Source organism: Dolichospermum circinale AWQC310F (genome assembly GCF_000426925.1).
Lineage (GTDB): Bacteria > Cyanobacteriota > Cyanobacteriia > Cyanobacteriales > Nostocaceae > Dolichospermum > Dolichospermum circinale.
The window spans coordinates 79,854-106,481 of record NZ_KE384685.1; the positions used below are offsets into that span (position 1 = coordinate 79,854).

The following is a 26,628-nucleotide window of genomic DNA, read 5'->3' on the forward strand; positions in this document are numbered from 1 at the left end:
TATTCAATAATTCGGGTATTTTTATAATATAAAATTCCTCATCTTTTCTTTGTCGAATTGGGAAAATTGAGGATATCCAGATAGTTAAAACTGTTCCCTATTCCCTCAGAGATAACTTATTCAAAACCCTTAGATAATTTCTCTCAAATCCAAGAATTAAACCACATTCGTATTCTGTAATCTTCAGGAGAAAGGGGTAAACCTAGATAAATAGGTATCCAGAAAATGAAGGCGGCTATAATTATAAAAATTATCGTTACACCTAAAAACCGCAATCTGCGATTATAACTTAATAAACATTGGTCTACAAACCAAGCAATGGCTATGAATGTAAAGATTACAGCACACATATAATGATAGATAAAAGTACATCTTGTTACCTTTACCCAAGGGAGCAAATTAGCTGCATAATTTATAATTAAAAATAGACCAATCCAAGTATCAATGCTGAGATTTTTCGGAATAAATACTAGCTTTTTTTCTATTCCTGGCATAGTCATGTTGATGATCACCATACCAATTAAAAATATCATAGCAGCTAAACCAAACCACCATAAAAATGGATTACCCATAGCATGAACATCATAAATTATCTTACCAGCACCATCAGGTAAAGGTGGTCCAAATACAGGTAAGGGATCATCAATACTTTGAGCAGTTTGATAATAATAAGCCATTGGCCGGGTTAATAATGGCCATTTATACCATGCAGCACAATAAGGATGAACGCTAGGACTATTACCACCTAATTGCAGATGAAATTGTAAAATTTGTTTATGGACTTCAATAAATCCATATCTTTGATCAAGTTGGAGATGAGGAATCCAAATCAAACTATAAACAACTGCGGGAATAATTCCTAAATAGGAAAACATCTGCCAAATATTTATTTCTGTCAGGTTTTGTAATGGTGTTTTTCTAGTAAGAATCTGGGAATTATGGGGGGCTTGAAAAAAGTGTAAATAAGGAAATAATGGGGTACGAGATGTAGAGTCAAAAGACTGTAAGTAGTGAATTATCCAAACTGCTATCCATAAACTATAAGCACCTCCAAGAAACCATAAACCATTCCATTTAGTTCCTACGCAAGCACCAAAACTTATCCCAGAAAGCAGCAACCAAAACCAACGTTTTTGCTTTTGCAATGCTAATAATAATAACCATTGTCCTAGTAAACCAAAAATAACTATATATATATTACTTAAAGCATAACGAGATTCTACTAAAAATAGTCCGTCACAAGCTGTAAAGAATCCTGCCAATAAAGCCAAACGATAACGATAACTTACTTGATAAGTTAATAAAGTCACGACTACGGGAATAAATGAACCTGTCAGAGCATTTAACCAGCGATAACTCCCAGGAGATAATAAAGAACCTGTGAGACTATTTACATCAGTTTCTCGGACTAGGGGAATATGATTACTAATCCAAATACCCAAGCCAATCAAATATTGACTGAGGGGAGGGTGAGCATTAAAAAATGGTGTGTGCGTCAGATAGTTATTACCAAATTTGGCAAAGTACACTTCATCAAATACTAAAGTATTAAATCGGCTTAGTCCCCAAAAACGTAAACTGAATGAAAAGATAAATATGCCGATAATTCCCAATCGAAACCAAGTTTTGTTCATATTATTTGTGATTTTGGCAGTTTTTGAAATAGCAACAGTTCAATACTATTATACTTAGCGAATGTTTTTGTGGAAGAACTCCCCTGATCAATCTCTTTTTTGGGAAAGTTTTTCATTTTCCCTATGATCCCTTGGTATTTGAGTTCAAATGTAGAATATTATTAAGAATAATAGCTGTAGTCCAGCAATCAGGTTTAATCTACTATGTCACAATTAGAACGATGGGTAAAAATGGCAGAAGATGAACTAACGGAGTATAGCACTGATGCCCGGAAAATGGAAAAACTCCGCCGCCGGATTAGTTTATCGTTATCATTAGCAGAACAACGGCAACTAAAAGCCGCGTTATTAGGTACAATGCCATCTAGCAAAATTGCAGACATTGTAGAGGAGCAAAGACAAGTGGTGGCCTTACCGTTTTGGGGAATTGCTGGTTTGGGTTTGCTGTTGGGAATTTCTCTAAATCAACCCATAGGCTTATTAGCAGCTATAGGGGGGACTGTGGCGGCTTTTAAAATTCAAAAGTGGGGTTGGCAATTACAGGCAAATAGTCTATTATTACGGACATTAGAAGATATTGAAGCCCGAATTTCCCAACCAGGTAATTAAGTACAAACAGAACATTGATCAAGGAGCTAGAAATTATGACGAAGTATGACTATATTTTCAAATCAAAAGAGAAAATAGCAGCATCATTGAATCCAGAAGAAGCGGTAGTAGCAATTGCTGTAATTACAACAGCAGTTGATTTAGGCATTGAAGATATAAATGGAGAAATTATAGCTGATATTCTCTGGGAATTTGAGATTTTTGACGAATACTCAGAAGAACAAATGTTAGAAACCGTGGATACACTCATAGAACTTGCTGAAGATGCTGGATTAGGATCTTTATTTAATGCTGCTAATGCTGCTATTTCTGAGGAGGTAGTATTAGATGGTTTTGCAGCTGGGGTGATTATGCTTTTAGATGCTGAAGATTTGATTATTCCTGCCGATAAAAAGACTTATCTTAAACAACTACAAATAGCTTTAGAATTGGAAGATGAAGAAGCAAAAGAAATTATTGAAGAGGTAATTGCCGCAGTCCAAGAAGGAGATGACGGAGAATATTTAGATGAAGAATTTGAATCAATAATATTCAATGAATCTGGCGAACAATTTTATCAGTCACCTTTGGGGAATTTTACAGTTCCTATTCCTCTGGATTCTGAACAGGGAGGAAAAATTCAAACAGATGAAGGAATGGTGAGCTTTTCTGATGATATGGGAACTTTATTGAGAATTGATTATTATCCTCTGTCTCTAGAACAGATTAAGGAGATCAAAACTCAAGGATATGAAGCCTATCTTCATGAAGTTATTATCAATGAATATGTCCCCCAGACGATTATTTCTAATGTGCCAAATGCTGAAGTTAGACATAGAGAATATTGGCAAGAGCCTTTAAAAAGATACTACTATGTATTAGTAAATATTCCTGGTGCAACTATTTCTCAACAGGAAACTAATGGTCATGGTATTAAGTTAGATGCCTATAGAGGATTATTGTCCTTTGTCAATAGTGAATGTTTGTATATAGTTAGTAGCCAACGCAGTCTTTTAAATGGTGAAGCACTCGGTTCGGTGAAAGAAGAAGCTGAGAAAATGAAACAAACTATTTTGAACTTTGTGGAAACTATCGAGTTTGTGGAAATCTAAATTATCAAGATTGGCGATCGCACAGAGCAAAATTGCGAGAAACTAAGAACGGGTTTATAAAATCACAAAATCAGGAGAAGATCATGACTTGGACTCAAGTTTTAGCTGCTAATGCACTGGCTACTGGTGCGCGAGAAATAGTAAAAGTAGGCGATCGCCAAATTCTACTTTTAAACCACGAAAATCAGTTTTATGCTGTAGATAATACCTGCCCGCACTTAAAAATGTCCTTAAAAAACGGGAAAATCGAAAATGGGGCGATAGTTTGCCCCTTTCATCGTAGTGCTTTTGACTTGGGTAACGGTGAAGTCAAAACCTGGTGTCCATTTCCACCCGTAGTGGGTAAATTACTCTCAATGGTTTCCTCAGAAAAAACCCTGCCAGTATTTCCCCTCCGCGTCGAAGAGGGCAACATTTTAATTGATGTGCCATTCGCATAAATAGGTAAATGGGTGGGCTTTCCTATGGTGGGGTGGGCTTCTAGCCTGCCCGTAACTCATTGAGATCAAAATCTGCCCATCATCCCTGTGGGGTGGGCTTCTAGCCTGCCCATAACTCATTGAGATCAAATCTGCCCATCATCCCTGTGGGGTGGGCTTCTAGCCCGCTCCAGCCTAGAATCAGAAAATATGACTCAGCCCAAGATCCCATTGGCCAAAAATTCAACAGTTAGCTAATCAAGCCATAGGAGAATCCAAAATCAAGCTAAGAAATATTAACGAAACATAACTCAAGTCTGTTTCTAACCCATTTTTAAGCAATAATGGGAGTGTAAGAAAATAGATTTAATAAATAACTAGTTAACCGCTAGTAAGTAGAGGTGGAATATGACGACCCAAGATTTTCTTATCCCTCATGCTTATACATACCTGCTGGTTAAAATCGGTGTCTTGATGTTAGCTTTGTTGTTGTGGTTCATATTTACAGCCGCACCCGTTATTTAATTCCATTCACTACTTAGAGATGTTCCCTAAAACGTCTCTATTTTATTAAGTTTTATGGATTTTTATCAAATCTAGCGGTGAAAGTCTTTTTGGAAATTAACAGAATTAGTCAACCAACCCCGGCGCCAAAAAAAGTATAGTAAACTTATCGCAACTAACGCCATTGCTCCCAAACACAGGGGGTAGCCCCAATACCAATTTAATTCAGGCATATTGTGGGGAGATTTTTCGGTATTAAAATTCATCCCATATACCCCTGCAATAAAAGTCAAGGGAATAAAAATCGAAGAAACCACCGTTAGCAGTTTCATAATTTCATTCATTTTATTACTAATTGCTGATAAATAGACATCCATTAATCCAGCTACTAATTCCCGATAAGTTTCCACTATATCCATAACTTGGACTGCATGATCATAACAGTCTCGCAGATAGATTCTCACATCATCATTAATTAATTCACTACCGTCTCTAATTAAAGAATTAATTGCGTCTCTTTGAGGCCAAATTGCGCGGCGAAGCTGTAATAATTCCCGTCTAACTTGATATATTTTTTGCAATGTTTTTTGATTAGGATTAACTATTACTTCTTCCTCTAACTCATCAATGCGTTCACCATAAAGTTCTAAAACCGGGAAAAATCCATCAATAATAGCATCTAATAAAGAATAAGCTAAATAATCACTACCTTGTCTACGAATGATCCCTTTACCTTTATCAATTCTCATCCTCACTCCATCAAAACAATCATGTTCAGGTTCTTCCTGCACTGTTAATACATAATATTTACCTAAAACTAAACTTACTTGTTCACTATAAAAACTGCCATTATTATTATTAGGTACAACCATGTGAGCAATAATCACTAATTGATCTTCATAATCCTCAATTTTTGGACGTTCTACCATGTTCACAATATCTTCTAAAACCAGAGGATGTAAATCAAAAGATTGACCTAAACGGTGTAGAATATTTTTATTTCCTAAACCTTGAACATCCACCCAAGAAACGGATTCTGTATCCAAATAGTTAATACACTCTTCTGGATAACTTATTTGTTTGCAAATGAGATCAGTTTGGTTATAGTCAATTAAAAAAATAATGGGTTGTTCAGCATTTTCATCAACAATGATTGTTCCTGGTGGAGTTCCTGCTTGCTGAAAAAACTCCTTATCGTGTGACTTATTGATCATCTTGGAAACTCGGCGAATTTTCTTAACCATAAATCTTCATTTCCAGCCTACTGATAATTGGAATTTTAACATAAAACAGGAGTCAACAGTAAAATCCGTATCTTTGGGTCTTGGCGTGAGGCGAATTTTTCAAAAAAGATTCCAGTTATGGTAAACTATTAGAGTCAAAATTATTGTAGATTAAATAGCATTGCTTAATGAAAGTATGAACAGCAGTAAAGATCTCATTTTAGTTGTCGGTTCTACCGGTGGAGTCGGACAACTCGTAGTTAGTAAACTTTTAGAAAAAGGCTTACCCATTCGCATTCTCACCAGGAATGCAGAAAAAGCCATCAAAATGTTTAATGATCAAGTAGAAATTGCGATTGGTGATATTCGTGAACCCGACAGCTTAACAGCAGCCATGACAAATATTACTTCTATTATTTGTTGTACAGGAACTACCGCTTTTCCTTCTTCCAGGTGGGAATTTAATCAAAATCCCAACATTATTGAATTAGGAATTACTCTATTGAATCCTCAATTTTTAGAAGATAAAGCTAAAAATACCCCCACTAAAGTTGATCATCAAGGTGTAAAAAATCTGATATTAGCCGCACCAAAAAACTTAAATCGCTTCGTCTTTGTTTCCTCCTGTGGTATTCTTCGTAAACGTCAATTTCCTTTTAATATTCTCAATCTTTTTGGTGTACTTGATGCTAAAGAAAAAGGAGAACAAGCAATTATAAATTCAGGAATATCTTATACTATCATTCGTCCTGGACGTTTAATTGATGGACCCTATACATCCTATGATCTCAATACTTTACTCAAAGCCACAACCGTAGGTAAATTAAACGTTGTTCTCAAAACAGGGGATATAATTACAGGTGATTCTAGTCGTATTGACGTAGCCGCAGCTTGCGTAGAAAGTTTATTTCATCAAAGTGCTATTAATAAAGTTTTTGAAATAGTAAATCAAGGAAATAGACCGAATATAATTGATTGGGAAAAACTATTTTCAGAATTATAAGTGTGCAAATTTTCAATCTCATTTTTCCAAACATGAGTTTTTCCTGTTTTCTCTGAACTATATTGGTTTGACCTTTCTTGTTGCTGCTTCGACTGAATAACTTTCATCCCTAAATATTGAGAAAATACAATCATTTTCATGTCATATTTTCACGTCATCACTAAACTTCAAACTGCTTTATTTCCCCACCCTGTTCTTGATCTAATGCTGGTAATTTTTTACCCAAAATTAGAACTGAAACCATCATTAATAAACTTGTCACCATAATCACGCTTATCACATTTGGATCATCAAAATTACTCGTACCTATTAATAAAGCAGCAGCAAAATTACGTTGTGCAGTTCCCACTCCTAAAACTCTTTGAGTATCAATACCAGGACCACCTAATAAATAACCCAAAGTAAAGGAGAAAATAATAAAAATAGCACAAACAAAAATCACACCAGTTTTCAATAAAATAAGAATTTCATTGAAGTGAACTATCAACCGCACTCCTAAACCTAAAAGCAATCCAAAATTAGAGATTTTGAAAGTAATTGTTTGGAGATTTAAAGCGATATCTTGATATTTTGCCTTAATTAATAACCCAATTCCCAACGGTGTTAACATCATCAATATTAAAGGTTTGGCAATATCCCAAGAATTGACTTCCACACCTTCTAAAACCAATGGTAATACCATCGGCATATAAAAAACAGTGCCAAACATTAACATCATCATTAGCCCTGTAGAAAAAGCTAAATTCCCCTTCACTATTTGGGCAAGTTTAGGTAAAGCAGGGGGACCTGAAGCCAATGCCATAATGATCAAACCATCTTTCACAGGTTCATTGAGAGGTATTACTTGCAGCAGCAAATATACAAAAAGTGGTACTAAAACAAAATTTGTCAATAGCGATAAAACAACCAAACGAATATTACGAAGAGGTTGCCAAATTTGTTGTACAGTTAACTTTAAACCTGTACCAAACATAGTAGCAACAACAAAAGCCAGAAATGCGATTTTGTCAAGTATTAGGATAACTTCATTCATAAATTTTCCATTTCATTAATAAACGCATTAGGCGCAAAGAATATTTCTTTCTTCCTTTGCGCCTCTGCGCCTCTGCGTGAGAAAAAATTACTTCAAATTCAAAGTAACTTTCTGTAAATTACCTGTGAACGCAAACGGTACTTGATAAGTTTCCACAATTGGAGTACCTGTATCTCGACCAACATCAAAAGTTTCATCCAAAGCCAAACGATAGGGTATAGTTTTGGCAATTCGACCCTCAGCTACCGGTTGATCATTGATGAATAACCTGCCAATTCCTCCAGCACCAACTCCACCACCGTCATAATCAAAATTAAATTTAATTGTTGATTTACCTGGGGCTAATTTTTCAGAAGATTGAATAATGTAACGTTCAGCATTTACAAAGTTGTAAACATAAGTTGGTTTACTATCTTCTAGGAAAAATCCCCAACCCGCAAAACGTCCACCTTGAGTTAATAAAACACCCTCCGCACCACTTTCTGGAATTTCTACATCAGCGGTAATGCTAAATGATCTATTTTTTAAACTTGGGGCGCTACCTTCAGGAATGCTCACTCCTGTAGAATAGTAAGTAAAAGTTGTGCGTCCTGCGGCGGGAGAAGGACGATCTTGCACGTCAAATCTTTCAGAAACGCGGTCATCTAATGGTAAAACGTTATATTTGCGTGCTTCTGATAAAAACAACTTTTGCAGTTTTGCTAATTTTTCTGGATTTTTAGCCGCCAGATTATTAGCTTCGCTGAAGTCCTCCTCAATATTGTATAGTTCCCAAGGATCTTTCTCGAAGTCAGCATTAATTGTACCCTGCCAAGGTAATCGAGGATGACGGGCCGCAGCTATCCATCCATTATCATAAATAGCCCTGTTGCCAAACATCTCAAAATACTGGGTTTCATGTTTAGAAGCAGCTTTAGGAGCATCAAAGGTGTAAACTAGACTAGTACCCTCGAGTTTCTGCTGCTGTACCCCATTAACTTGAGTCGGTGCTGTAATTCCTGCTGCTTCAAAAATAGTTGGTGTAATGTCAATGACATGATGGAATTGGCCACGAAGTCCGCCTTGATCTTGAATGCGATCGCCATAAGCAATAATTAAGGGGTTACGAGTGCCACCAAAATGAGAAGCGATTTGTTTAGTCCATTGAAATGGTGTTGTACCAGCCCAAGCCCAAGCTGCATGATAATGATTAAAGGTTTTGGGACTACCTAAGTCATTCAAAGAAGCTAGAAGTTGTTCTCGGCTTTCGGGTACTTTATTGAAAACTTTTAATTCATTGACGCTACCTGCTAAACCACCTTCAGCACTAGCACCGTTATCACCAACGATGTAGAAAACTAAGGTATTGTCTAATTCACCAATTTGGTCAATGGCATCAATTAATCTTCCCACTTCATGGTCTGTATATGCTAAAAATCCCGCAAATACTTCCATTTCATGGGCATAGATTTTTTGATCATCTGGAGATAATGAATCCCATGCTGGCAATTCTTTGGGACGGGGAGTAAGCTGGGCATTAGCAGGAATTACACCCAGTTGTTTTTGCCGCGCAAAGGTTTCCTCTCGTAATTTATCCCAGCCTTGATCAAACTTACCTTGATACTTGTCTATCCAGACTTTAGGGGCGTGATGAGGTGCATGGGTAGCACCGGTAGCCAAATAGGTAAAAAAGGGCTTGTCAGGGGCTATAGACTGTTGAGAATGAATCCAGCTAATAGCATGATTTACTAAATCGGGAGTCAAATGATAATCAGGGTTATTAGTTGGTGGTGCAACCCGCTTAGTATTTTCTACCAAAGCCGGACTCCATTGGTTAGTATCACCACCTAAGAAACCGTAAAAATACTCAAATCCCAACCCGGTTGGCCAGCGATCAAAAGGGCCAGCCGCACTAGTTTCATAATCTGGTGTATTGTGCCATTTACCGAAAGCCGCAGTATTGTAACCATTCTGCCGCAATACTTCCGCTACAGTAGCAGCACTCTTTGGTAAAATTGTTGTGTAACCAGGAAAACCAGATGCTAACTCTGCAACTACACCTGTACCCACTGAATGATGATTACGTCCAGTTAATAAAGCAGCGCGTGTAGGAGAACAAAGGGCTGTAGTATGGAATTGGTTATAACGTAATCCTTTTTCAGCTAAATGAGTTAAATTCGGTGTATCTACAGGTCCACCAAAGGTACTCGCTTGCCCAAAACCCACATCATCCAATAATACTAATAATACATTGGGGGCTTTTTCAGGGGCTTTAATGGGTGCAGGAAAATCTGGTGTTGACTCTTGATAATTTATACCGATTTTACCTTTGAAAGATGGTGGATTAATCGGCAATACTTTTCCTGTATCTGCTAGGGCAGGGCTAGTAGTGATTAGGAAAATGATGGAAAGAGATAATGCGAGCGCTCGCAAAATTAAATTTAACATATTTTTTTCTCACGCAGAGACGCGGAGGCACAGAGAGGAATTAAGAGAGTGTTCTTTAATTCAGGTTTTTTACTAATCGAAAGCCGATATGAGTTGTTCCGGTATCAGGAGATTCTGATTCTCGTGCTGCTGGACGGTAGCGGCTGCAATAGTTCGGCGCACATAGGTAAGAGCCGCCTTTGATGAAATGAAGGGAAGTTTCTGTAGGTTTTTTGGGGTCAAAACTTTTATTTGGTCCAGTGGGGTTAACATTGTGGGCTTTGTTGTCATGTCCTAAACTGAACCAGTCGGAAGTCCATTCCCAAACGTTGCCGGTCATGTCGTAAAGTCCATAACCATTAGCTGGAAAAGAGCCTACTTTTGCAGTTCCTACATAACCGTCGGCTTTGGTATTAAAAAAGGGAAAGATTCCCTGCCAAGTATTGGCTTTTTTGGCTGAATACTGATTACCCCATGTATAATTTGCACCTTCTAAACCTCCACGAGCAGCATATTCCCACTGTGCTTCTGTTGGTAATGATTTTCCCACCCATTGGGCGTAGGCTAGTGCATCTTCGTAAGCAATATGTACGACTGGATAGTTTTCTTTACCTACAATTGTGCTGTCACTACCAAAGGGATGCCGCCAATTAGCACTGGGTGTCCAATGCCACCAACTCAGAAGTTGAACTTGCTTAACTCCTGGTTTTGGCATTTGAAAAACTAGAGAACCTGGTAATCTTTCTTCATCTGATAAATTGGGAAACTGTTCTTTTGATAACGGGCGTTCGGCAACTGTTACATAGTTTGTGGCATTGATAAATTCAATAAATTGGGCGTTTGTTACCTCGTATTTATCAATGCAAAAGGAAGTAACTGTAACATTTTCAGCCCCTCGCTCTTCCACAAACCCAGAATCATCTGCTCCCATTTTGAATGTACCTCCAGAAATCATCAGCATTCCTGGTGGACAAGTATTAACAGCGGCTAATGCTGGGGAACTGCTGAACAGTAATATAAGTGCAATTACTTGAATTAGTAGTGATATTAAAAACTGCATTTTACGCTGATGGTATTGTTAAACCAAGAATTTTGGTAAATCTCTCTATGTAAAATTCTGTAGGATTAGCAACTGCTTGGATGGATTCACGTTGACGCAAATTTTCCCACCATTGCTGTACTTTGGGTGTTTCTGTTGGTAACGTAAAATTACGAAACTTCTCTAAAACTGGTAATCTTTCAAACCAAGGATAGAAGCTAATATCAACTAAACTGAAATTTTCTCCTAACCAGTAAGGACCATTGCCAGAAAGTTTACCTAACCCTTCTTCCTCAATATATAAAAGAGACTCTAAAAACTCTCTTCGTCCTTGTTCTTGTTCCTGGGTATCTTTACCACGCAGGAATTTGTTAAAAGCTGGTACTAAACGAGTATTAGCGTAATCGCCCCAAATTCTCGCAACGGCTTTTTCAGCGGGATCGTGAGGTAATAAAGCGGGTTCAGGAAATACTTCCTCTAAATACTCATTGATAATTGCAGACTCATATATTTCTACTTCTCCATGCTTAATCGCTGGAACTTTACCGTAACGAGAAATATGGGTAAAACCTTCTGGTTTGTGCTGTAAATCAATTTCAATCGGTGTATAATCAATTCCTTTTTCCTGTAATACTGCACGGGTTCTTTGGGAGAAGGTAGAACCTTTAGTGTAATAAAGTTGTAAGCTACTCATTTCGTCCTTTCCTTGATGGGGATTTGTTTGAATTTTCGGTTAATTGCCAAAATTGCGGGTTGAATGACAGTCAAAGATAGAAGTGAATCAATTTCACTCCACAGTTTAACATTATCTACGGTTTATCGGTCAGGTTATCGTACTATATTAGAAGTATTTCATAGTTTTTACTAAAAAACAAGTCTTTTAGCAATCATTATTCTCAAAATTTAGAGCCAAGATGCCCAACCATTTAACACTTGTCCATAGCTTGCTTCTCTTCAGTACCGCGTTTATTGCCGGATCGCTTAATGCTGTAGCGGGAGGTGGTAGTTTTATTACATTTCCCACCTTAATATTTACTGGTATATCGCCAATTACTGCCAATGCCACGAATAATACTGCTTTATGGATTGCAGCTATGGCCAGTGCGGGTGCATATCGTCACAATTTAAACATCCCCAAACGAGAACTTTTGATACTATGTATTACCAGTTTAATTGGTGGGGGAATTGGTTCTGTTATTTTGTTGTATACATCAGCAGATATGTTTAAACAGCTACTACCTTACCTGTTACTTTCAGCAACTTTGATATTTACATTTAGTGAACCTCTGAAAATATGGCTACAATTTCAAAGCCAAAAATCATCAGAATCTCCACCTTTATTAATTCTCGTAATTGCACAATTAGCAATATCTATCTATGGTGGTTTTTTTGGTGCAGGTTTAGGAATTTTAATGTTAGCAACTTTAAGCTTTTTAGGTATTAAAAATATTCACACTATGAATGCTTTTAAATCTTTTCTTGGTAGTTGTATCAACGGTATCGCTATTTTTCCTTTTATGTTCGCTGGTTTAATTGCTTGGCATCAGGCTATTTTAATGGCTGTGGGTGGTTCTCTTGGAGGTTACTTATGCGCTCATTATGCACGGAAATTAGATCCTCGTTTTGTGCGGATATTTGTAATAGTTGTTGGTTTTAGCATGACTACTTACTTTTTTATTCGTGGTTAAAACTGATAACTATTGAAGTTATCGTCCTGATAAGCATTCTGGATTCTCATATCGGCTTTGAGGATGATAACAAATCATGTAAAATAAAAAAAGGAGGTATGTTATGACATCACAACTTCAACAAGCTATCAATATTGCTCAAAATCTTTCATTAGTAGAGCAGCTTGAATTGCTAAAAATACTATCCATCAGTATTCAAAAAAACCATTCTCTGGAAGTTAAAACTCAAAACGATATAAAAGATGATACAGATTTTTCATCTGAAAGCTTTCGCAAATCTTGGCAACAAGCTGTAACAGGAAAAACTCTCCCAATTTCTCAACTTTGGGAGGACATTAACGTTGACTGATTCTTGTTTAATCGAAATTAGATTAACACCTGAATTTAGGCGGAAACTGAGAATTTTAGCCAAAAAATACCGCCAAATTTCAGTGAATATCCAGCCAACTTTAGAAATGTTACAGATGGGAGAATTTCCAGGTGATCAAATTCCTGGAACTGGGTTCACAGTCATGAAAGTGCGGGTTAAAAATAGCGATATTCAAAAAGGTAAAAATTGCAAATACTACATTAGTTGTGTTACTGGACATTTACTCAAAATCAGATCAAAGTAATATTTAAGTGTCTGAAATTTGCCAAATTATTAATAGTTTTGATACATCACCTACAGAGGATGATTATTAGCTGATACTGGTAAAAATCCACCGGCTTGCATTTGCCATAATCTGTGATAAGCACCACCCTTAGCCAATAACTTAGAGTGAGTACCATCTTCAATGATGCGACCATGATCAAACACCAAAATGCGGTCTAAATGAGCGATAGTAGATAAACGATGGGCTACCACAATGACAGTTTTTCCATTCATGGCTGCATCTAGGGTATCTTGAATTGCTTTTTCAGTAATGGAATCAAGGCTAGAAGTAGCTTCATCTAAGATTAAGATAGGTGCATTTTTGAGGATAACGCGAGCGATCGCAATTCGTTGTCTTTGTCCTCCAGAAAGTTTAACACCACGTTCTCCCACTAGAGAATCATAACCCTCCTTCATCTGGGCGATAAAATCGTCAGCATAGGCTTTCCGTGATGCTTCTATTAGTTCTGGTTCTGAAGCTTCTAAACGCCCATAGAGAATATTTTCCAACAACGTGCGATGGAACAAAGAAGGATCTTGAGGAATCAAACTAATTTGCGAATGTAGGGCTTCCTGAGTCATATCTTTGATATCCACACCATCAATCAATATTTGTCCCGATTGCGGGTCAAATAAACGCAAAATTAGATTCACAAAAGTAGATTTCCCAGAACCAGAAAAACCCACCAATCCGACGCGCTCCCCTGGTTGAATGGTGACAGAAAGATTAGTGAATACAGTTTTCTCTGATGAGTAACTGAAATGCACCTGCCGAAACTCAATACTACCTTTAGTAATGGCATGATTTATCGCATTGTCCCGATCAATAATTTCATGGGGTTGAATGATAGTCTGAACACCATTCGCCACATTACCAATATGTTCAAAAAATTCTAAAAACCGTTTGCTTAAATTGCGGGCTTCACTAATGATTAATAGCGATAAACTGGTGGCAACAACGAAATCAGCCGCAGCTATTTTTCCCTGACTCCATAGAGAAAGTGAATAATATAAAGTACCGATTTTGAGAATTGCTGCTGAGACAAACTGAAACCAGCGAATTCGTTCAGAATACCAGTTTGATTTTCTCACCTCTTTGAGTTCGCGCTTTAATTGGTCATTCAAATAGCGGCGTTCAAAACCCAAACGGGCAAATAATCGGCTACTGGTGAGATTGGTCACGGAATCTACAATAATGCCTGTAGTTTCACTTCTGGCCGCCGCAGCTTTGCGGGAATAAATTCGGCAACGAGTCGCCAACCAGAAAGAAATACTGAGGAAGAAAACTGCCCAAATTCCCACAAATGCAGCTAGGGGAGCATAGGCGCGATAGAGTAAAATTGTGGAGACGATATAGACAATAATTACTGGCATAAATTCAGTAATCATCATTTGCATCGTTTGGGTGACACCAAGGGAAGTTTCCGCAATCCGATGGGCTAATGCGCCAGCAAAACTACTACTCAGGTAGCGATGGGAATGTTGTTGTAAATAGGCATATAAAGACCGGACTATATGCTGTCTGTGAATTGGATGGAGAATAGTTTGCAACAGTCCCGCCGAACGTCCAAATACCACTTCACCTATACTCAAGGACGTAAACAGGATCAAGGGTTGTTTTAAGGTATCAAAAATGAGTTTGCTGTCTCCTGTAGAGCGTGTCACACTACGGATCATTTCGCCAATAGCATAAGGTAACATAATTCCACAGGTGGCGTGTGCAATTTCCAGAAGCACCATTACCACATACCACCAGCGAAATTGATTAACGAAATAACAAATAAATAGGAAAGGAGTATCTGGCAATTCTGGCGCATTGGGAGCGCGTTGGAATGGTTGAGATAAACGAGTTTTTTTATGTAAAAACCGGCGATTTATTCCGATCATTTAGGTTTCTCCTTAGTGGTGTACTTCAAATAATTTTTGCAATGTACTAAACAAATTCTTTATACAGGGGTTTCCGCTTTTATGAGGTACATCTTAAGCCCCCACCTCGCACCCCCCTCAATCCCCCCGCAGCGGGGGGAAGAAAAGGATAAACTTTTGATATTGGAGGGGGTTGGGGGTGGGATTCTTGTACCTCATAACATCGGGAAGTGCTGTATCTAGCTAAACGTTGTTCAAGTGTACCTGTGTGTAACTCAAACAAGTGATTGTCATAATCATAGAAATATAAAGAATTTCCTTCATCTTCAATACGATTGCGACCCTCTCGGAATTCAACACCAAGAGATTTAACTCGTTGTCTATATTTCTCAATACCCAATTATTTGTATAAGTCGCTTTTTGGCTTTCTAAAAAATCTTAGGTTGAAGTTTTCTACATGGTTCAGTTTTATAAATTAAGATAGCATCAAAGTAGTTTATGACTCCTAAATGCCTAGTCCCTTGATCGGGTGTACGCCCAAATTTCAAACTTAGCTTCAGATGATAACTCTGTTGACAATGAACCATAATGTTCAGTACAAAATACTTCAAATTCTTCCATAATTCTACGGAAAATTTCATCTGATACTTGCCAACATAATCCGTATCCTCGTGATTTGAAAAAACCAAGTAATTCCTCAACTTTGTTGCTCACAATCCACGTTTTAGCAATCAGATAGTTTGACTGATAACCTTTTTTAAGAAAGTATTCCTCCACATTATATTGAATTGTTCTTTGTGTCTGCTTTGAGTTTTGTGTCTGTTGGTACTTGGACAAAATAGCTCTAAAATAATTCTCAAATTCCATCCTGGCAGGTGGAGTAATCCACTGGGCATTGAGATAAAAACCTTGTGGTTTTAGTACGCCATGAATATCATCTAAAAACCTCTGCCAATTTGAAACAGTATGAACCATGTGAAGAGTTAACACAACATCAAAACTCTGATCTGGAAAAGATAATTGTGAGGCATCACCACAAATTAGCTTTAAATTGTGAGGAATATAATCTAATTTTTGGCACAACTGATTGAGCATTTCTTGAGACACATCAATTCCAGTTACAGAATAACCACGCTTGACCAAAGGAAGAATATTTAAACCAGTACCAACACCTGGTTCTAAAAAAGATGTTTCAGATTTTGCATCAACTAATTCAAGAATAAAATCTGTAACCTCTTCTGCAATTAGCTCTGTTAACCAACGGGTTTGGTCATAGAGGTGAGCAATTCGGTCGTAATAGTTAGTTACCACTGCTGATGTTAAATCAAATTATTAATTATGATTGCTTCTAACGTACTGAATCCCCCTTGCGATATTCAGCAGTAATGTCGTCTAATTTTTGTTTCAAATTGTCATCAAGTTTGACTTCCACAGCCTTGAGACTATCAAAAAGTTGCTCTGGACGACTCGCACCGATGATAGGAGCAGTAATAATTGGATTAGCTAAAACCCAAGCCAATGATAGGGTTGTGAGAGATAATCCTGCTAAATCTGCGACCGTGCGTAATTCTTCCACAGTATTAAACTCACGATCATGCCAATAACGCTCTTGATAACGTTCTGCGGCAGTTCCCAAAGTAAAACGAGTATCGGCAGTGGGTCCTTCAGCAAGTTTATGTTTACCTGTCAGTAAACCACCCGCTAAAGGATTGTAGGGAATGACACCTAAACCTTCTTCTTGAGCTAGGGGTAATAATTCCCGTTCAATTTCCCGGAATAACAAATTGTAGCGGGGTTGAATGGAGACGAAACGAGTAAGATGACGCACATCTGCACGACCCAAAGCGCGGGCTAGTCGGTAAGCTAAGAAATTGGAAACACCGATATACCGGACTTTACCAGCACGAACTATGGTATCCAGAGCTTCTAGGGTTTCATCCAGGGGAGTTGAAGCATCATCAGAATGCAATTGATACAGGTCAACATAATCAGTTCCCAGTCGTCTCAGGGAAGCATCAATAGCATCTAAAATATGTTTGCGGGAAGATCCCTGATCCCAAGGTGCGGGGCCAACTTTACCGACGGCTTTAGTAGCAACAATAAAATGTTCTCGTTTACCTTTTAACCAACGACCAATGATTTCCTCAGTTCTTCCAGCAGTGGGTAGACCACCACCAAGGGGATAAACATCGGCTGTATCGAGAAAGTTGATTCCAGCTTCGGCTGCGGTATCAAGGATTTTGATAGATGTTTCTTCATCGGTTTGTAGTCCGAAAGTCATTGTACCGAGAACGAGTCGGGAAACAGTGAGTCCGGTTTGACCAAGTTTGGTGGTTGGTAATGTCATGGAAATGTTAGTTGTAGAATTTTTATCTCACGCAGAGGCGCGAAGAGGAATTAAGAGTGTGGTTTAACTAGATGAAAATTGCTGCAATTTGAAGCTGCATAGAATAAGATATCAATAATAATTGACCGCAGATAAACGCAGATGAACACAGATAAAGAGGGATAACTTTATTGATTTCATAATTCTGTGCAGCCTCACATAAAATTGGCTTATTATTCTCTGATTCTAACTTACTACAGCCGGCTGGCGACTACTTTGTGAAACCAGCCATTGTTGCAATGTTGGGTTACTGTAAACTTCATTAGCTATAAAATGATCGCCTTCAGGGAATACAGTAAAATCTACTTTTGCTCCTGATTCACGCAGGGTATTAACAACATTTTGTGTATCTTCAATTGAGAGTTTTTCGTCTTTTGCTCCTTGGAATATTTGGATAGGAATTTCTTTAAGTGCAGCTATTTGGGCAGGTTCTAATGTTTGGGGTACACGACCTGATGTGGCTACTAAACCGGCAAAACGACCAGGATAGGAAGCGGCGATATGCCAAGCTCCAGCAGTGCCTAAGCTGAATCCAGATATGATCACACTGGATGGATCTACGGTTTGGGTAGCAATGATATGATCAAGTAAAGCAATTACATCATCTGCTCTATCTACCCAAGTTTGTCCTTCAGGGAGTTGAGGGGCAATAAAGAAGTAAGGTAAGGATGCTGATGAATCTACAAAAAGAGGAAAACCCCATTTTAGTAAAACATTGATATCTGTTCCTCTATCTTTTGCGCCATGCAGAAATAATACAAGAGGGGCAGGTTTGTTGGTATCAGCAGAAGAGAAAATATAGGGTAATGAACCATTGCTGGTGTCGTGGGATCTTTTTTCAACTGGCATAGTTTTAAATTCTCAAATTTGTGTTTACAAATATTTGACATATTTTATAGATGATGTAGAGACGTTCCATGGAACGTCTCTACCTATCCCGGATTACTTACCAGAGGTCTACAAGGACATCTATACACCTACCAAAGTTTTGTTCTCTACTTGAGATTCGGTCTTAGGTAGTTTGGATTCTACGGCTGTACCCTTGAAGAAGTCGGGATTAGCTTCGGTGTAGAATTTATAAGGATTACCGAATACATAGGCTTTGAAGTCATCTTCGGAAATTACCCCTTCTCTGACCAAATCCCAGCTTTCAGCTAAAGGTGCGGTAAGATCGGGTACATCCCAGTGACCAACATCGGAGGAGTAAATGGCGTTGAGTTTGACTCCCAAGGGGTTGGCTTTGTCGTTGAATGCGGCTGCAATGGTGCGATCATCAGATTCAGAACCAAAGAAGAAACTGTTCACCCAAGCGTCGCGTATATCTTCAATTGTCTTAATTCCTGCTGCACCAAAATCTTCCAGTTCGCTACCCACTGGTGAACGGCTATGACGGTTAAAGGAAGCTCCCAATACGCTCTTAGTTAGCTCCTCCTTGCTGAGGGAATATCCTTGAGTGATTTCCTCACCATATTCTGCAAACAACTCAAACAACTCATCGGGGTTAGCTAAATCTGGGTTATAGTTTTGCAGTCCTTCTAAACTCCGTTTGGAGAAACGGTCTACTAAATGAATGTAGACGTGAGCGCCCCAATCTGCACCACCTTCGAGCATACCAACACGCAATTGTGGGAATCTTCTGGTTACACCACCAAAGAATAAGGCTTTCGCAAATGCTTGTGAACCATCAGCAAAGTGACCGATGTGGTTGTTCATGTAGTTACTGATGGAGGAGCGTCCAGTCCATCCTTGACTACCGTAATGGGTGGTGAGAGGTACGCCTAATTCGACAGCTTTAGCCCAGAAGGGATCATAGTCGTATTCACTATCTAGTCCGAAAAAGTCAATGTAAGAGGCATATTTACCAATTTCGGGAAATTGATCGGCTGGGTATTTATCAGCGATCGCCTTAATTGGCCGTCTCACACCACCAGGAATATTTGCAACTTTTAAACCCAGTGTTTTGACTGCAAATTCTAACTCCTCAATCGCTTCTTGGGGAGTAGTCATGGGGATACCAGCTACCACAGTCAAGCGATCGCTATATTGACGGTAAATATCAGCATGATAGTGATTAATTGCCCGTTGCAACAATTGCCGATTCTCCTTACTTGCACCGGCCGCAGCTAAGGCATTATTGGGAAATAGTACCGAATAATCAGATCCTTGCTCCGCTTGACGTTCATAGAGGAGAGCAGGGAGAGTATAAGTAGCTAAATCTAAAGTATTACGGGTAACTCTAGCCCACCAAGGCGATCGCAATGTCCGGTTATATTGACGTTCTTCTGGGGTTTGCTGATACCAGTCTTTACCCTCAGTCTTAGAATTGAGACGGGAAGATTCAGCCTTGCGTAATTCATCTACCAGTTTCACACCGCCGTAGTGAGCAATATAATCCTCAAGGGCAGGAGTAAAGTCATTAGTGTGAACATCAGTATCAATGACAGGATAATCGAGATTGGCTCTAACTGCGGCAGAGGGAGAGCTTTTCAACTTGCTATATTTAGTCATATTTTCCTTAGAAAAGTTACAAGACAACTTATATCCCTGACTTCTCAAACAATTGCAGAATCTAAAAGTTATGAATTTTCAAAAAATCAGGTATCTGTGGGAGAACGTGCTGCTGATTTTGACTAGGAATTTTAGATGTTAGATGTTAGATTTTCGATTAAAAAAATTTGGTGTATAACTCCGTCTTTCAGAACAGAAAAATACTCGCTACGCTGCATACGCTTCGCTAACGTCAAGCCCAAATCTAAAACCATAAAGCTTTCACACTTTAGGTTGAGTCAATCCAAAATCCAAAATATTCGCTGCGTACGCTTCGCTAACGTCCATCCAAAATCGAGTAACTTAGGTGCTATATGTGAGATTGAAAATTCTTGTCTGTTGGACAAGCATAACTTTCCGAAATCTACATGAACTTCGGTAGGCTTTTAACGTCTGTGCTGACGGGGTGGTTTAGATATCCGATTTCTTAAAGAAGTCGGGTATCCGTGTAGAAATCACGCCAACACCAGCGTTTTTTCCTCTTGTTTAAGAGCGAAACGATTAGCTGGACGACGCAAAGCAAGATTTTCACGTAAGGTACTACCCTCGTATTCAGTACGGAATAGTCCGCGTTTTTGCAAAACAGGAATGACTAAGTTAACGAATTCATCCAACCCTGTAGGCAAAATTGGAGGCATAATGTTGAAACCATCCGCAGCACCATTGATAAACCATTCTTCTAATTGATCAGCAATAGTTTCAGGAGTACCCAAAATAGTACGATGACCCCGTGCTGTAGCTAAAGAACGATATAACTCACGCAGTGTCAACGTGCCGCGAGTAGCTAAATCCTTAACCAGTTTCAGACGACTCTTATTATTGTTGGTATCACTGGGTAATTCAGGAGCTATATCATCTAAAGAATATTGTGATAAATCCACACCTTTATAATAAGTTTGGAGAATACCCCAAGCTACATCAGGATGAATTAAAGATTGTAAAAACTCGTATTTTTCTTGAGCTTCTTCTTCAGTCCGTCCTATAATCGGAAAAGCACCAGGCATAATTTTGAGATCATCGGGAGAACGTCCATATTTTGCTAACCTTCCTTTGACATCTGCGTAAAATTCTTGAGCATCAGCTAAGGTTTGATTAGCTGTAAAAATTACCTCAGCAGTACGGGCAGCTAAATCTCTTCCTGGTTCAGAAGCACCAGCTTGTACAATGACTGGATAACCTTGGGGTGGACGACCTACATTTAAAGGACCTCTCACAGAAAAATATTTACCTTTATGGTTCAGTGTGTGCAGTTTGTTGGCATCAAAATAAACACCTGATTCTCTATCACGAATAAAGGCATCATCTTCCCAACTATCCCACAATCCTTGTACCACTTCCACAAACTCTTGAGCCCGTTCATAACGTTGGCTGTGTTCTGGGTGATGTTCCAGTCCGAAGTTAGCCGCCGCATTTTCATTCCCTGTGGTGACTACATTCCATCCTGCGCGTCCCTTACTCAAATGATCCAAGGAGGCAAACTTCCGCGCCAATGTGTAAGGGTCTTCGTAGGTAGTGGAAGCTGTGGAAATGAAACCAATGTTTTTGGTGACAGATGATAAAGCAGAAAACAGAGTCACAGGCTCGAAATGAGCAATTTTACCGTTACGACTTTGAGTTTCTGGTGAACCACCCCAAATTCCTGGACTATCTGCTAGAAAAACCGCATCAAATAATCCACGTTCCGCAGTTTGAGTAATTTCTTTATAATGCTCAAAATTCAAACCTGCATCCATTTGTGTATTCGGGTGTCGCCATGCAGAAATATGATGTCCAGTGGCTTGAACAAATGCACCTAAACGAAACTTACGTATTTTGCTCATATATCTTCTCTTCCTTCGTTCCTTCGTTCCTTCGTGGTTCAATCAATCTTCTTTCGTAATGCCAAGTATTAGACTGTTGCTAATACCCTTTGATATTGATTAACTGGACGAGATAATCCAAGATTTTCCCGCAGAGTTGTTCCTTCATACTCAGTACGGAATAATCCCCGACGTTGCAATTCAGGAATTACTAAGTCAACAAAATCATCTAGTCCACCGGGAAGATAAGGAGGCATAATGTTAAAACCATCAGCAGCATCATTGACAAACCAACTTTCTAGTTGATCTGCAATTTGTACTGGTGTACCGATAATTGTCCAATGACCACGCGCTCCCGCAATCCATTGATAAAGTTCCCGAATGGTAAAATTGTGTCTACGAGCAATATCAATTAATAATGCTTGGCGACTTTTGTTATCATTGGTTTCTGGTAAATCTGGCAATGGTCCATCGAGAGGATAAGCCGAAAGATCCGTGCCTATGAGTCCCTGTAATAGAGCCAAACCAACCTGGGGATGTATTAGATCTTGCAGTTCTTGATATTTGGCTTTTGCGTCTGCTTCTGTTAGTCCCACGACTGGAAAGACACCGGGCATAACTTTGAGTTGATCCGGGGTGCGTCCATATTTTGCTAATCTACCTTTAACATCTGCATAGAAGGCTTGAGCATCTTCTAGAGTTTGTTGGGCAGTAAATATAACTTCAGCAGTTCTACCGGCTAGTTCTTTACCATCTGCAGAAGAACCTGCTTGCACAATTACAGGATAACCTTGGGGCGGACGGGCAATGTTTAATGGTCCGCGCACGGAAAAAAATCTACCTTTATGGTTAAGTTCATGTATTTTATTGGGGTCGTAGTAAAAAGCTGTCTCTTGATCACGAATAAAAGCATCATCTTCCCAGCTATCCCAAAGACCTTTCACCACATCAATAAATTCGTGGGCGCGGATGTACCGTTCTGCATGAATAGGATGGGCTTCTAGACCGAAATTCCCGGCGGCTTCACTACTACCGGTTGTCACCACATTCCAGCCTGCTCTTCCCCCAGAAATATGATCTAAGGAAGCAAATTTGCGTGCCAAAATATATGGGTCTTCATAAGTGGTAGAGGCTGTGGCGATAAAACCAATCTTTTCTGTCACCGCAGACAAAGCTGAAAATAGGGTAACAGGTTCAAAGTCTCCACCAAAGGCTGTGCGGCCTTCTGCACCAGGACGATGTTGTAAGGCTAAACCGTCGGCGAGAAAAAATGCGTCAAATTTACCGCGCTCGGCTGTCTGGGCTATCTGCTTATAATGCTCAAAGTTAAGAGCACCATTACTCCGTGCTTGGGGATGTCGCCAAGCTGCAACGTGCTGACCTGCTCCGGGTAAAAATGCACCTAGTCTTAGTTGTTTTTGTTGTTTGTTCATATCAGACTCCAAGTAATATTTTTTACTAAGCGAATATAGGATGATAAAAATTTTCTGGTTTGGCAGTTGTCATATATATCAATGTGACTACCTCATGTTTGTTGGGAAGGCTTTTTCAACTCCTTGGCCATCGTTGTAGGCATTAGCGTTAGTGGTGGGTTGCGGATAAAACTACTGTATCTCGACTGATTTACTATAGATAAATAGTATAATCTCATAACTCTCATCAAAAAGCAAGTACCTTTCAAGAAAAATATGGTGAACTAAATTTATTAGCAGCTAATTGTTAGATATTCTAAGTATTTGCAGGCTCTAGAGTGTGCAGAGTGGGCGATCGCTCAATTTAAATACACAATATAGAACAAACGTACTTATATTTGACTACTGAGTAAAAGAAAGGTGGTTTAAAATATAAGTATAAAAATACCAAAGTATCAGTCAGTCAGAAGTACGAACTGCACAAGGGGGTTTTCATTCTCCTGATAAGCTGTGACGCACCCAAATTTTATAATCCTAATATAGCTAAATCTTGTGGTGCGGGCATCTTGCCCGCTAGAATTATACAAATTAAGCGCACAACAGCTTATCATGAAGGCGATCTCCTACCCTACCCTAACTACAGTAGAATGTAAAAGGCTTTCCCCCGCTACAATGCAGGAAATTAAATCACCTTTCCCACTTCTACTACCATATAACTAACTCACTTACTTGATACATGGATTTGGGGTGTAGTCCGATAGGCTGTTAATGCTAACGCCCCAATCTTTTCTTACACAAGCAACTGCTTCATAGCTGCAAGTATAAAAATAACTATGTGCATAAAAGCCAGTAATATCAGTATTTGTATTCATAGTTCTTGATTTCACCTCTTGTTCTCAAGTATAACTTGACAATTATTTAGATATACTAATTATTAGTCAATCATAAATTTAGTTAAATATTTTCTTGTCAAACCACTTGAATTTTCTTTGTGATCATGTAATACTACTAAAACAATCACTGGTAAATCGGTCAACAAACTGTAGTTTCTATTTTGTCTCAAGTCATCAATAAATTATTCAACCCCGTCAAGACAGTGGAAACACGCGCTCAAAGAACGTGAATCAGTCAAAGCGATAGTTCGCTCACTCCAAAGAGTTCTATATTAAGCGATATGCTAAATTTACTGCTCTTGTTCGAGTCGCTGCTTAGTCAAACACTGCATTCAACTATTCCTAAATTGAGATCACAGATTTATGAGTTATCAAAACATAGAAATCAAACCAATTGCTGGACGTATCGGTGCAAAAATTAAAGGTGTTAATCTAGCTGAAAACCTCAGTGATGAAATCATCAGCGAAATTAGAAAAGCCCTAGTTGAATATAAAGTCATCTTCTTTCGTGGACAGGAATTAGATGCTAATGGACAAGTAGCTTTTGCACGGCGTTTTGGTGAAATAACTACTGCACATCCCACAGTTCCATCACTTCCTGGACATCCAGAAGTATTAGACCTAGATTATAGCCGCACCGTTGCCCGTGCGAATAGCTGGCACACCGATGTTACATTTGTAGATCGTCCGCCCCTTGGCTCGGTCTTGCGGGCATTGGTAATTCCGCCAGCGGGAGGGGATACCATTTGGGCAAATTCGGTGACTGCATACCAAGATTTACCGAAGCATTTGCGGAATTTAGCGGATAAACTTTGGGCTGTACATAGTAATGCTTATGATTATGCCACAGCCTTCGATATACCTGAAGAGGTAAAATCTTACCGAGATGTGTTTACTTCAACAGTGTATGAAACCTTGCATCCAGTGGTGAGAATTCACCCTGAATCTGGGGAAAAGGGTTTGTTTATTGGTGGTTTTGTGCGCCAAATTCGGGGTTTATCTCCCACTGAATCAGCGGATATTATTCGACTATTGCAATCTTATATTACACGACCTGAGAATACAGTGCGTTGGCGTTGGCAAGTTGGAGATGTGGCATTTTGGGATAACCGTGCTACTCAACATTATGCGATCGCTGATTATGGAGATCAACCCCGTCGTGTGCAGCGTGTAACCATTGCTGGTGATCTTCCTTTAGGTATTGATGGTCAGTATAGTCAAGCCATTCAAGGAGATTCTGGGGCATATATTCCCAATCTTGTAGCAGCTTAACCTAACTTAACTCCATTATCTCAGAAAAAATGGGGGATGATGTAGAAATGTAGAGACGTTTCATGAAACGTCTCTACACTGTAATTTGATAATTTAAGGAGTTGGATTTTATGGCTTTAACACCTTCGACAATGTTACCTTTGGGAACTTTAGCACCTAAATTTCATCTCCCAGATGTAGTTTCAGGTAAAACGATTTCACTGGCAAACTTTGCCGATAAAAAAGTATTAGTAGTTATCTTTCTTAGTCGTCATTGTCCTTTTGTGCAACATATCAAATTTGAATTGGCAAAACTAGGACAAGACTACAAAAATAAAAATGTGGGTATTGTAGCCATTAGTTCTAATGATATTAATACTCATCCTGATGATGCACCAGAATTACTTAAAGAGTTTGCCCAAGAAATAGATTTATCCTATCCTTTGCTTTATGATGAAAGTCAAAAAGCAGCTAAAGATTTTTTTGCAGCTTGTACTCCAGACTTTTTTGTATTTGATGCTAATAGAAAAGTTGTTTATCGGGGACAATTAGATGATAGTCGTCCGAAAAATACTTTACCTGTAACTGGACAAGATTTACGGAAAGCGATTAATTATGTTTTAGCAGATCAGGTAATTACTTGGGAGCAAAAGCCGAGTATTGGTTGTAATATCAAGTGGAAAGCAGGGAATGAGCCAGTTTATTATAAAGTTCCTGTAGCGGTTGGGTAGTTAGGGATTTTATGGAGAAAAAGTGAAACTTTACCAACACCAGCTGATATTACCGTTATTTTTTGTGTATGATGATTTTATCAGTAATCTAAATACACAAAAACTTAAATGATCAGCCGCATTTTTCGGGTCAGAGTTCCATTGGAATTTCATCAAGAATTTGAGTCAAAATTCCTGAAGGTATCAATCCCACTTGTTAAGTCATATCAAGGTTTGGTGTCTGTCACTATTGGCAGACCAACAAAATGGGCAACCGAAGAATATGTGATGATTTCAATTTGGGAAAATGAGCAATTTGTCAAAGATTTTGCTGGCGAAAATTGGCATCAAGCAGTTATTCCAGAAGGAATGGAAAAGTATATAACTGAATGTTGGGTTCATCATTATGAAAACTTCGGTTCAGAATCGTCTTTTCAGTTTCCATAAATCAACTTCTCTCATGAGATTTACTAGTCTTTTT

At 38.7% G+C, this 26,628-nt stretch carries 23 protein-coding genes and 1 pseudogene; 10 read left to right on the top strand and 14 right to left on the bottom strand.

The window, feature by feature from the left end; genetic code table 11:
* Nucleotides 1–143 precede the first annotated feature (143 nt).
* Complete coding sequence (locus tag ACIR310F_RS0112385; RefSeq protein WP_028084103.1) at nucleotides 144–1,634, bottom strand: dolichyl-phosphate-mannose--protein mannosyltransferase; 1,491 nt, start codon at nucleotides 1,632–1,634, stop codon at nucleotides 144–146.
* 204 nt (nucleotides 1,635–1,838) lie between these two features.
* On the opposite strand from ACIR310F_RS0112385, the gene ACIR310F_RS0112395 reads away from it, so the two are divergent.
* From ACIR310F_RS0112395 to ACIR310F_RS0112405, 3 genes are all read left to right on the top strand, one after another.
* Nucleotides 1,839–2,243, top strand: coding sequence for a hypothetical protein (locus ACIR310F_RS0112395; RefSeq protein ID WP_028084104.1), 405 nt, complete (start codon nucleotides 1,839–1,841; stop codon nucleotides 2,241–2,243).
* A 35-nt stretch (nucleotides 2,244–2,278) separates the two neighbouring features.
* Complete coding sequence (locus ACIR310F_RS0112400) at nucleotides 2,279–3,334, top strand: tellurite resistance TerB family protein (RefSeq protein ID WP_028084105.1); 1,056 nt, start codon at nucleotides 2,279–2,281, stop codon at nucleotides 3,332–3,334.
* Between the two features lie 83 nt (nucleotides 3,335–3,417).
* Complete coding sequence (locus ACIR310F_RS0112405; protein WP_028084106.1) at nucleotides 3,418–3,774, top strand: Rieske (2Fe-2S) protein; 357 nt, start codon at nucleotides 3,418–3,420, stop codon at nucleotides 3,772–3,774.
* Nucleotides 3,775–4,349: 575 nt separating this feature from the next.
* On the opposite strand, the gene corA is transcribed toward ACIR310F_RS0112405, so the two are convergent.
* On the bottom strand, nucleotides 4,350–5,501 hold the full coding sequence (gene corA / locus ACIR310F_RS0112410) for a magnesium/cobalt transporter CorA (RefSeq protein WP_028084107.1): 1,152 nt from the start codon (nucleotides 5,499–5,501) through the stop codon (nucleotides 4,350–4,352).
* 175 nt (nucleotides 5,502–5,676) lie between these two features.
* On the opposite strand from corA, the gene ACIR310F_RS0112415 reads away from it, so the two are divergent.
* Nucleotides 5,677–6,483: an SDR family oxidoreductase gene (locus ACIR310F_RS0112415; RefSeq protein WP_028084108.1), complete on the top strand. Its 807-nt coding sequence runs from the start codon at nucleotides 5,677–5,679 to the stop codon at nucleotides 6,481–6,483.
* Between the two features lie 160 nt (nucleotides 6,484–6,643).
* On the opposite strand, the gene ACIR310F_RS0112420 is transcribed toward ACIR310F_RS0112415, so the two are convergent.
* The 4 genes from ACIR310F_RS0112420 to ACIR310F_RS0112435 form a co-directional block, all read right to left on the bottom strand.
* Complete coding sequence (locus ACIR310F_RS0112420; RefSeq protein ID WP_028084109.1) at nucleotides 6,644–7,516, bottom strand: bile acid:sodium symporter family protein; 873 nt, start codon at nucleotides 7,514–7,516, stop codon at nucleotides 6,644–6,646.
* 87 nt (nucleotides 7,517–7,603) lie between these two features.
* Nucleotides 7,604–9,943, bottom strand: a complete 2,340-nt coding sequence (locus tag ACIR310F_RS0112425; RefSeq protein ID WP_028084110.1) for an arylsulfatase — start codon at nucleotides 9,941–9,943, stop codon at nucleotides 7,604–7,606.
* A gap of 55 nt (nucleotides 9,944–9,998) precedes the next feature.
* Nucleotides 9,999–10,982 carry a formylglycine-generating enzyme family protein gene (locus ACIR310F_RS0112430; protein WP_028084111.1) on the bottom strand — a complete coding sequence of 328 codons (984 nt, stop codon included), beginning with the start codon at nucleotides 10,980–10,982 and terminating at the stop codon, nucleotides 9,999–10,001.
* A 1-nt stretch (nucleotide 10,983) separates the two neighbouring features.
* Complete coding sequence (locus ACIR310F_RS0112435; protein ID WP_028084112.1) at nucleotides 10,984–11,655, bottom strand: glutathione S-transferase family protein; 672 nt, start codon at nucleotides 11,653–11,655, stop codon at nucleotides 10,984–10,986.
* Nucleotides 11,656–11,875: 220 nt separating this feature from the next.
* Here ACIR310F_RS0112435 and ACIR310F_RS0112440 point away from each other — a divergent pair, with 220 nt between their 5' ends.
* The 3 genes from ACIR310F_RS0112440 to ACIR310F_RS22395 all read left to right on the top strand — a co-directional run bounded on the left by ACIR310F_RS0112440 (nucleotide 11,876) and on the right by ACIR310F_RS22395 (nucleotide 13,263).
* Entirely contained in the window at nucleotides 11,876–12,649 is a 774-nt protein-coding gene (locus tag ACIR310F_RS0112440) for a sulfite exporter TauE/SafE family protein (RefSeq protein ID WP_028084113.1), read from the top strand.
* A 103-nt stretch (nucleotides 12,650–12,752) separates the two neighbouring features.
* Complete coding sequence (locus tag ACIR310F_RS0112445) at nucleotides 12,753–12,998, top strand: hypothetical protein (protein ID WP_028084114.1); 246 nt, start codon at nucleotides 12,753–12,755, stop codon at nucleotides 12,996–12,998.
* Nucleotides 12,991–13,263: a hypothetical protein gene (locus tag ACIR310F_RS22395; protein ID WP_231387515.1), complete on the top strand. Its 273-nt coding sequence runs from the start codon at nucleotides 12,991–12,993 to the stop codon at nucleotides 13,261–13,263. The genes ACIR310F_RS0112445 and ACIR310F_RS22395 overlap by 8 nt, the downstream gene beginning before the upstream one ends.
* Before the next feature lie 50 nt (nucleotides 13,264–13,313).
* On the opposite strand, the gene ACIR310F_RS0112455 is transcribed toward ACIR310F_RS22395, so the two are convergent.
* From ACIR310F_RS0112455 to ACIR310F_RS0112490, 8 genes and pseudogenes are all read right to left on the bottom strand, one after another.
* Nucleotides 13,314–15,170, bottom strand: a complete 1,857-nt coding sequence (locus tag ACIR310F_RS0112455; RefSeq protein WP_028084115.1) for an ABC transporter ATP-binding protein — start codon at nucleotides 15,168–15,170, stop codon at nucleotides 13,314–13,316.
* Nucleotides 15,171–15,333: 163 nt separating this feature from the next.
* Nucleotides 15,334–15,525, bottom strand: a pseudogene (locus ACIR310F_RS27615) (VOC family protein); the annotation flags it as partial.
* A gap of 137 nt (nucleotides 15,526–15,662) precedes the next feature.
* Complete coding sequence (locus ACIR310F_RS0112465; protein WP_028084116.1) at nucleotides 15,663–16,460, bottom strand: class I SAM-dependent methyltransferase; 798 nt, start codon at nucleotides 16,458–16,460, stop codon at nucleotides 15,663–15,665.
* Between the two features lie 37 nt (nucleotides 16,461–16,497).
* On the bottom strand, nucleotides 16,498–17,496 hold the full coding sequence (locus ACIR310F_RS0112470; protein WP_028084117.1) for an aldo/keto reductase: 999 nt from the start codon (nucleotides 17,494–17,496) through the stop codon (nucleotides 16,498–16,500).
* A 225-nt stretch (nucleotides 17,497–17,721) separates the two neighbouring features.
* Entirely contained in the window at nucleotides 17,722–18,384 is a 663-nt protein-coding gene (locus ACIR310F_RS0112475) for a carboxylesterase family protein (RefSeq protein ID WP_028084118.1), read from the bottom strand.
* A gap of 120 nt (nucleotides 18,385–18,504) precedes the next feature.
* Nucleotides 18,505–20,043 carry an amidohydrolase family protein gene (locus ACIR310F_RS0112480; RefSeq protein WP_028084119.1) on the bottom strand — a complete coding sequence of 513 codons (1,539 nt, stop codon included), beginning with the start codon at nucleotides 20,041–20,043 and terminating at the stop codon, nucleotides 18,505–18,507.
* Nucleotides 20,044–20,537: 494 nt separating this feature from the next.
* On the bottom strand, nucleotides 20,538–21,902 hold the full coding sequence (locus ACIR310F_RS0112485; protein WP_028084120.1) for an LLM class flavin-dependent oxidoreductase: 1,365 nt from the start codon (nucleotides 21,900–21,902) through the stop codon (nucleotides 20,538–20,540).
* A 68-nt stretch (nucleotides 21,903–21,970) separates the two neighbouring features.
* Entirely contained in the window at nucleotides 21,971–23,314 is a 1,344-nt protein-coding gene (locus ACIR310F_RS0112490; protein ID WP_028084121.1) for an LLM class flavin-dependent oxidoreductase, read from the bottom strand.
* Between the two features lie 1,235 nt (nucleotides 23,315–24,549).
* Between ACIR310F_RS0112490 and ACIR310F_RS0112495 the strand changes: the two genes are divergently transcribed.
* The 3 genes from ACIR310F_RS0112495 to ACIR310F_RS0112505 all read left to right on the top strand — a co-directional run bounded on the left by ACIR310F_RS0112495 (nucleotide 24,550) and on the right by ACIR310F_RS0112505 (nucleotide 26,594).
* Nucleotides 24,550–25,458, top strand: coding sequence for a TauD/TfdA dioxygenase family protein (locus tag ACIR310F_RS0112495; protein ID WP_028084122.1), 909 nt, complete (start codon nucleotides 24,550–24,552; stop codon nucleotides 25,456–25,458).
* A gap of 110 nt (nucleotides 25,459–25,568) precedes the next feature.
* Nucleotides 25,569–26,168, top strand: a complete 600-nt coding sequence (locus ACIR310F_RS0112500) for a thioredoxin family protein (RefSeq protein ID WP_028084123.1) — start codon at nucleotides 25,569–25,571, stop codon at nucleotides 26,166–26,168.
* Between the two features lie 108 nt (nucleotides 26,169–26,276).
* The gene (locus ACIR310F_RS0112505; RefSeq protein WP_028084124.1) at nucleotides 26,277–26,594 is read left to right on the top strand and encodes an antibiotic biosynthesis monooxygenase family protein; all 318 of its coding nucleotides are present in this window, start codon (nucleotides 26,277–26,279) and stop codon (nucleotides 26,592–26,594) included.
* Nucleotides 26,595–26,628 lie beyond the last annotated feature (34 nt).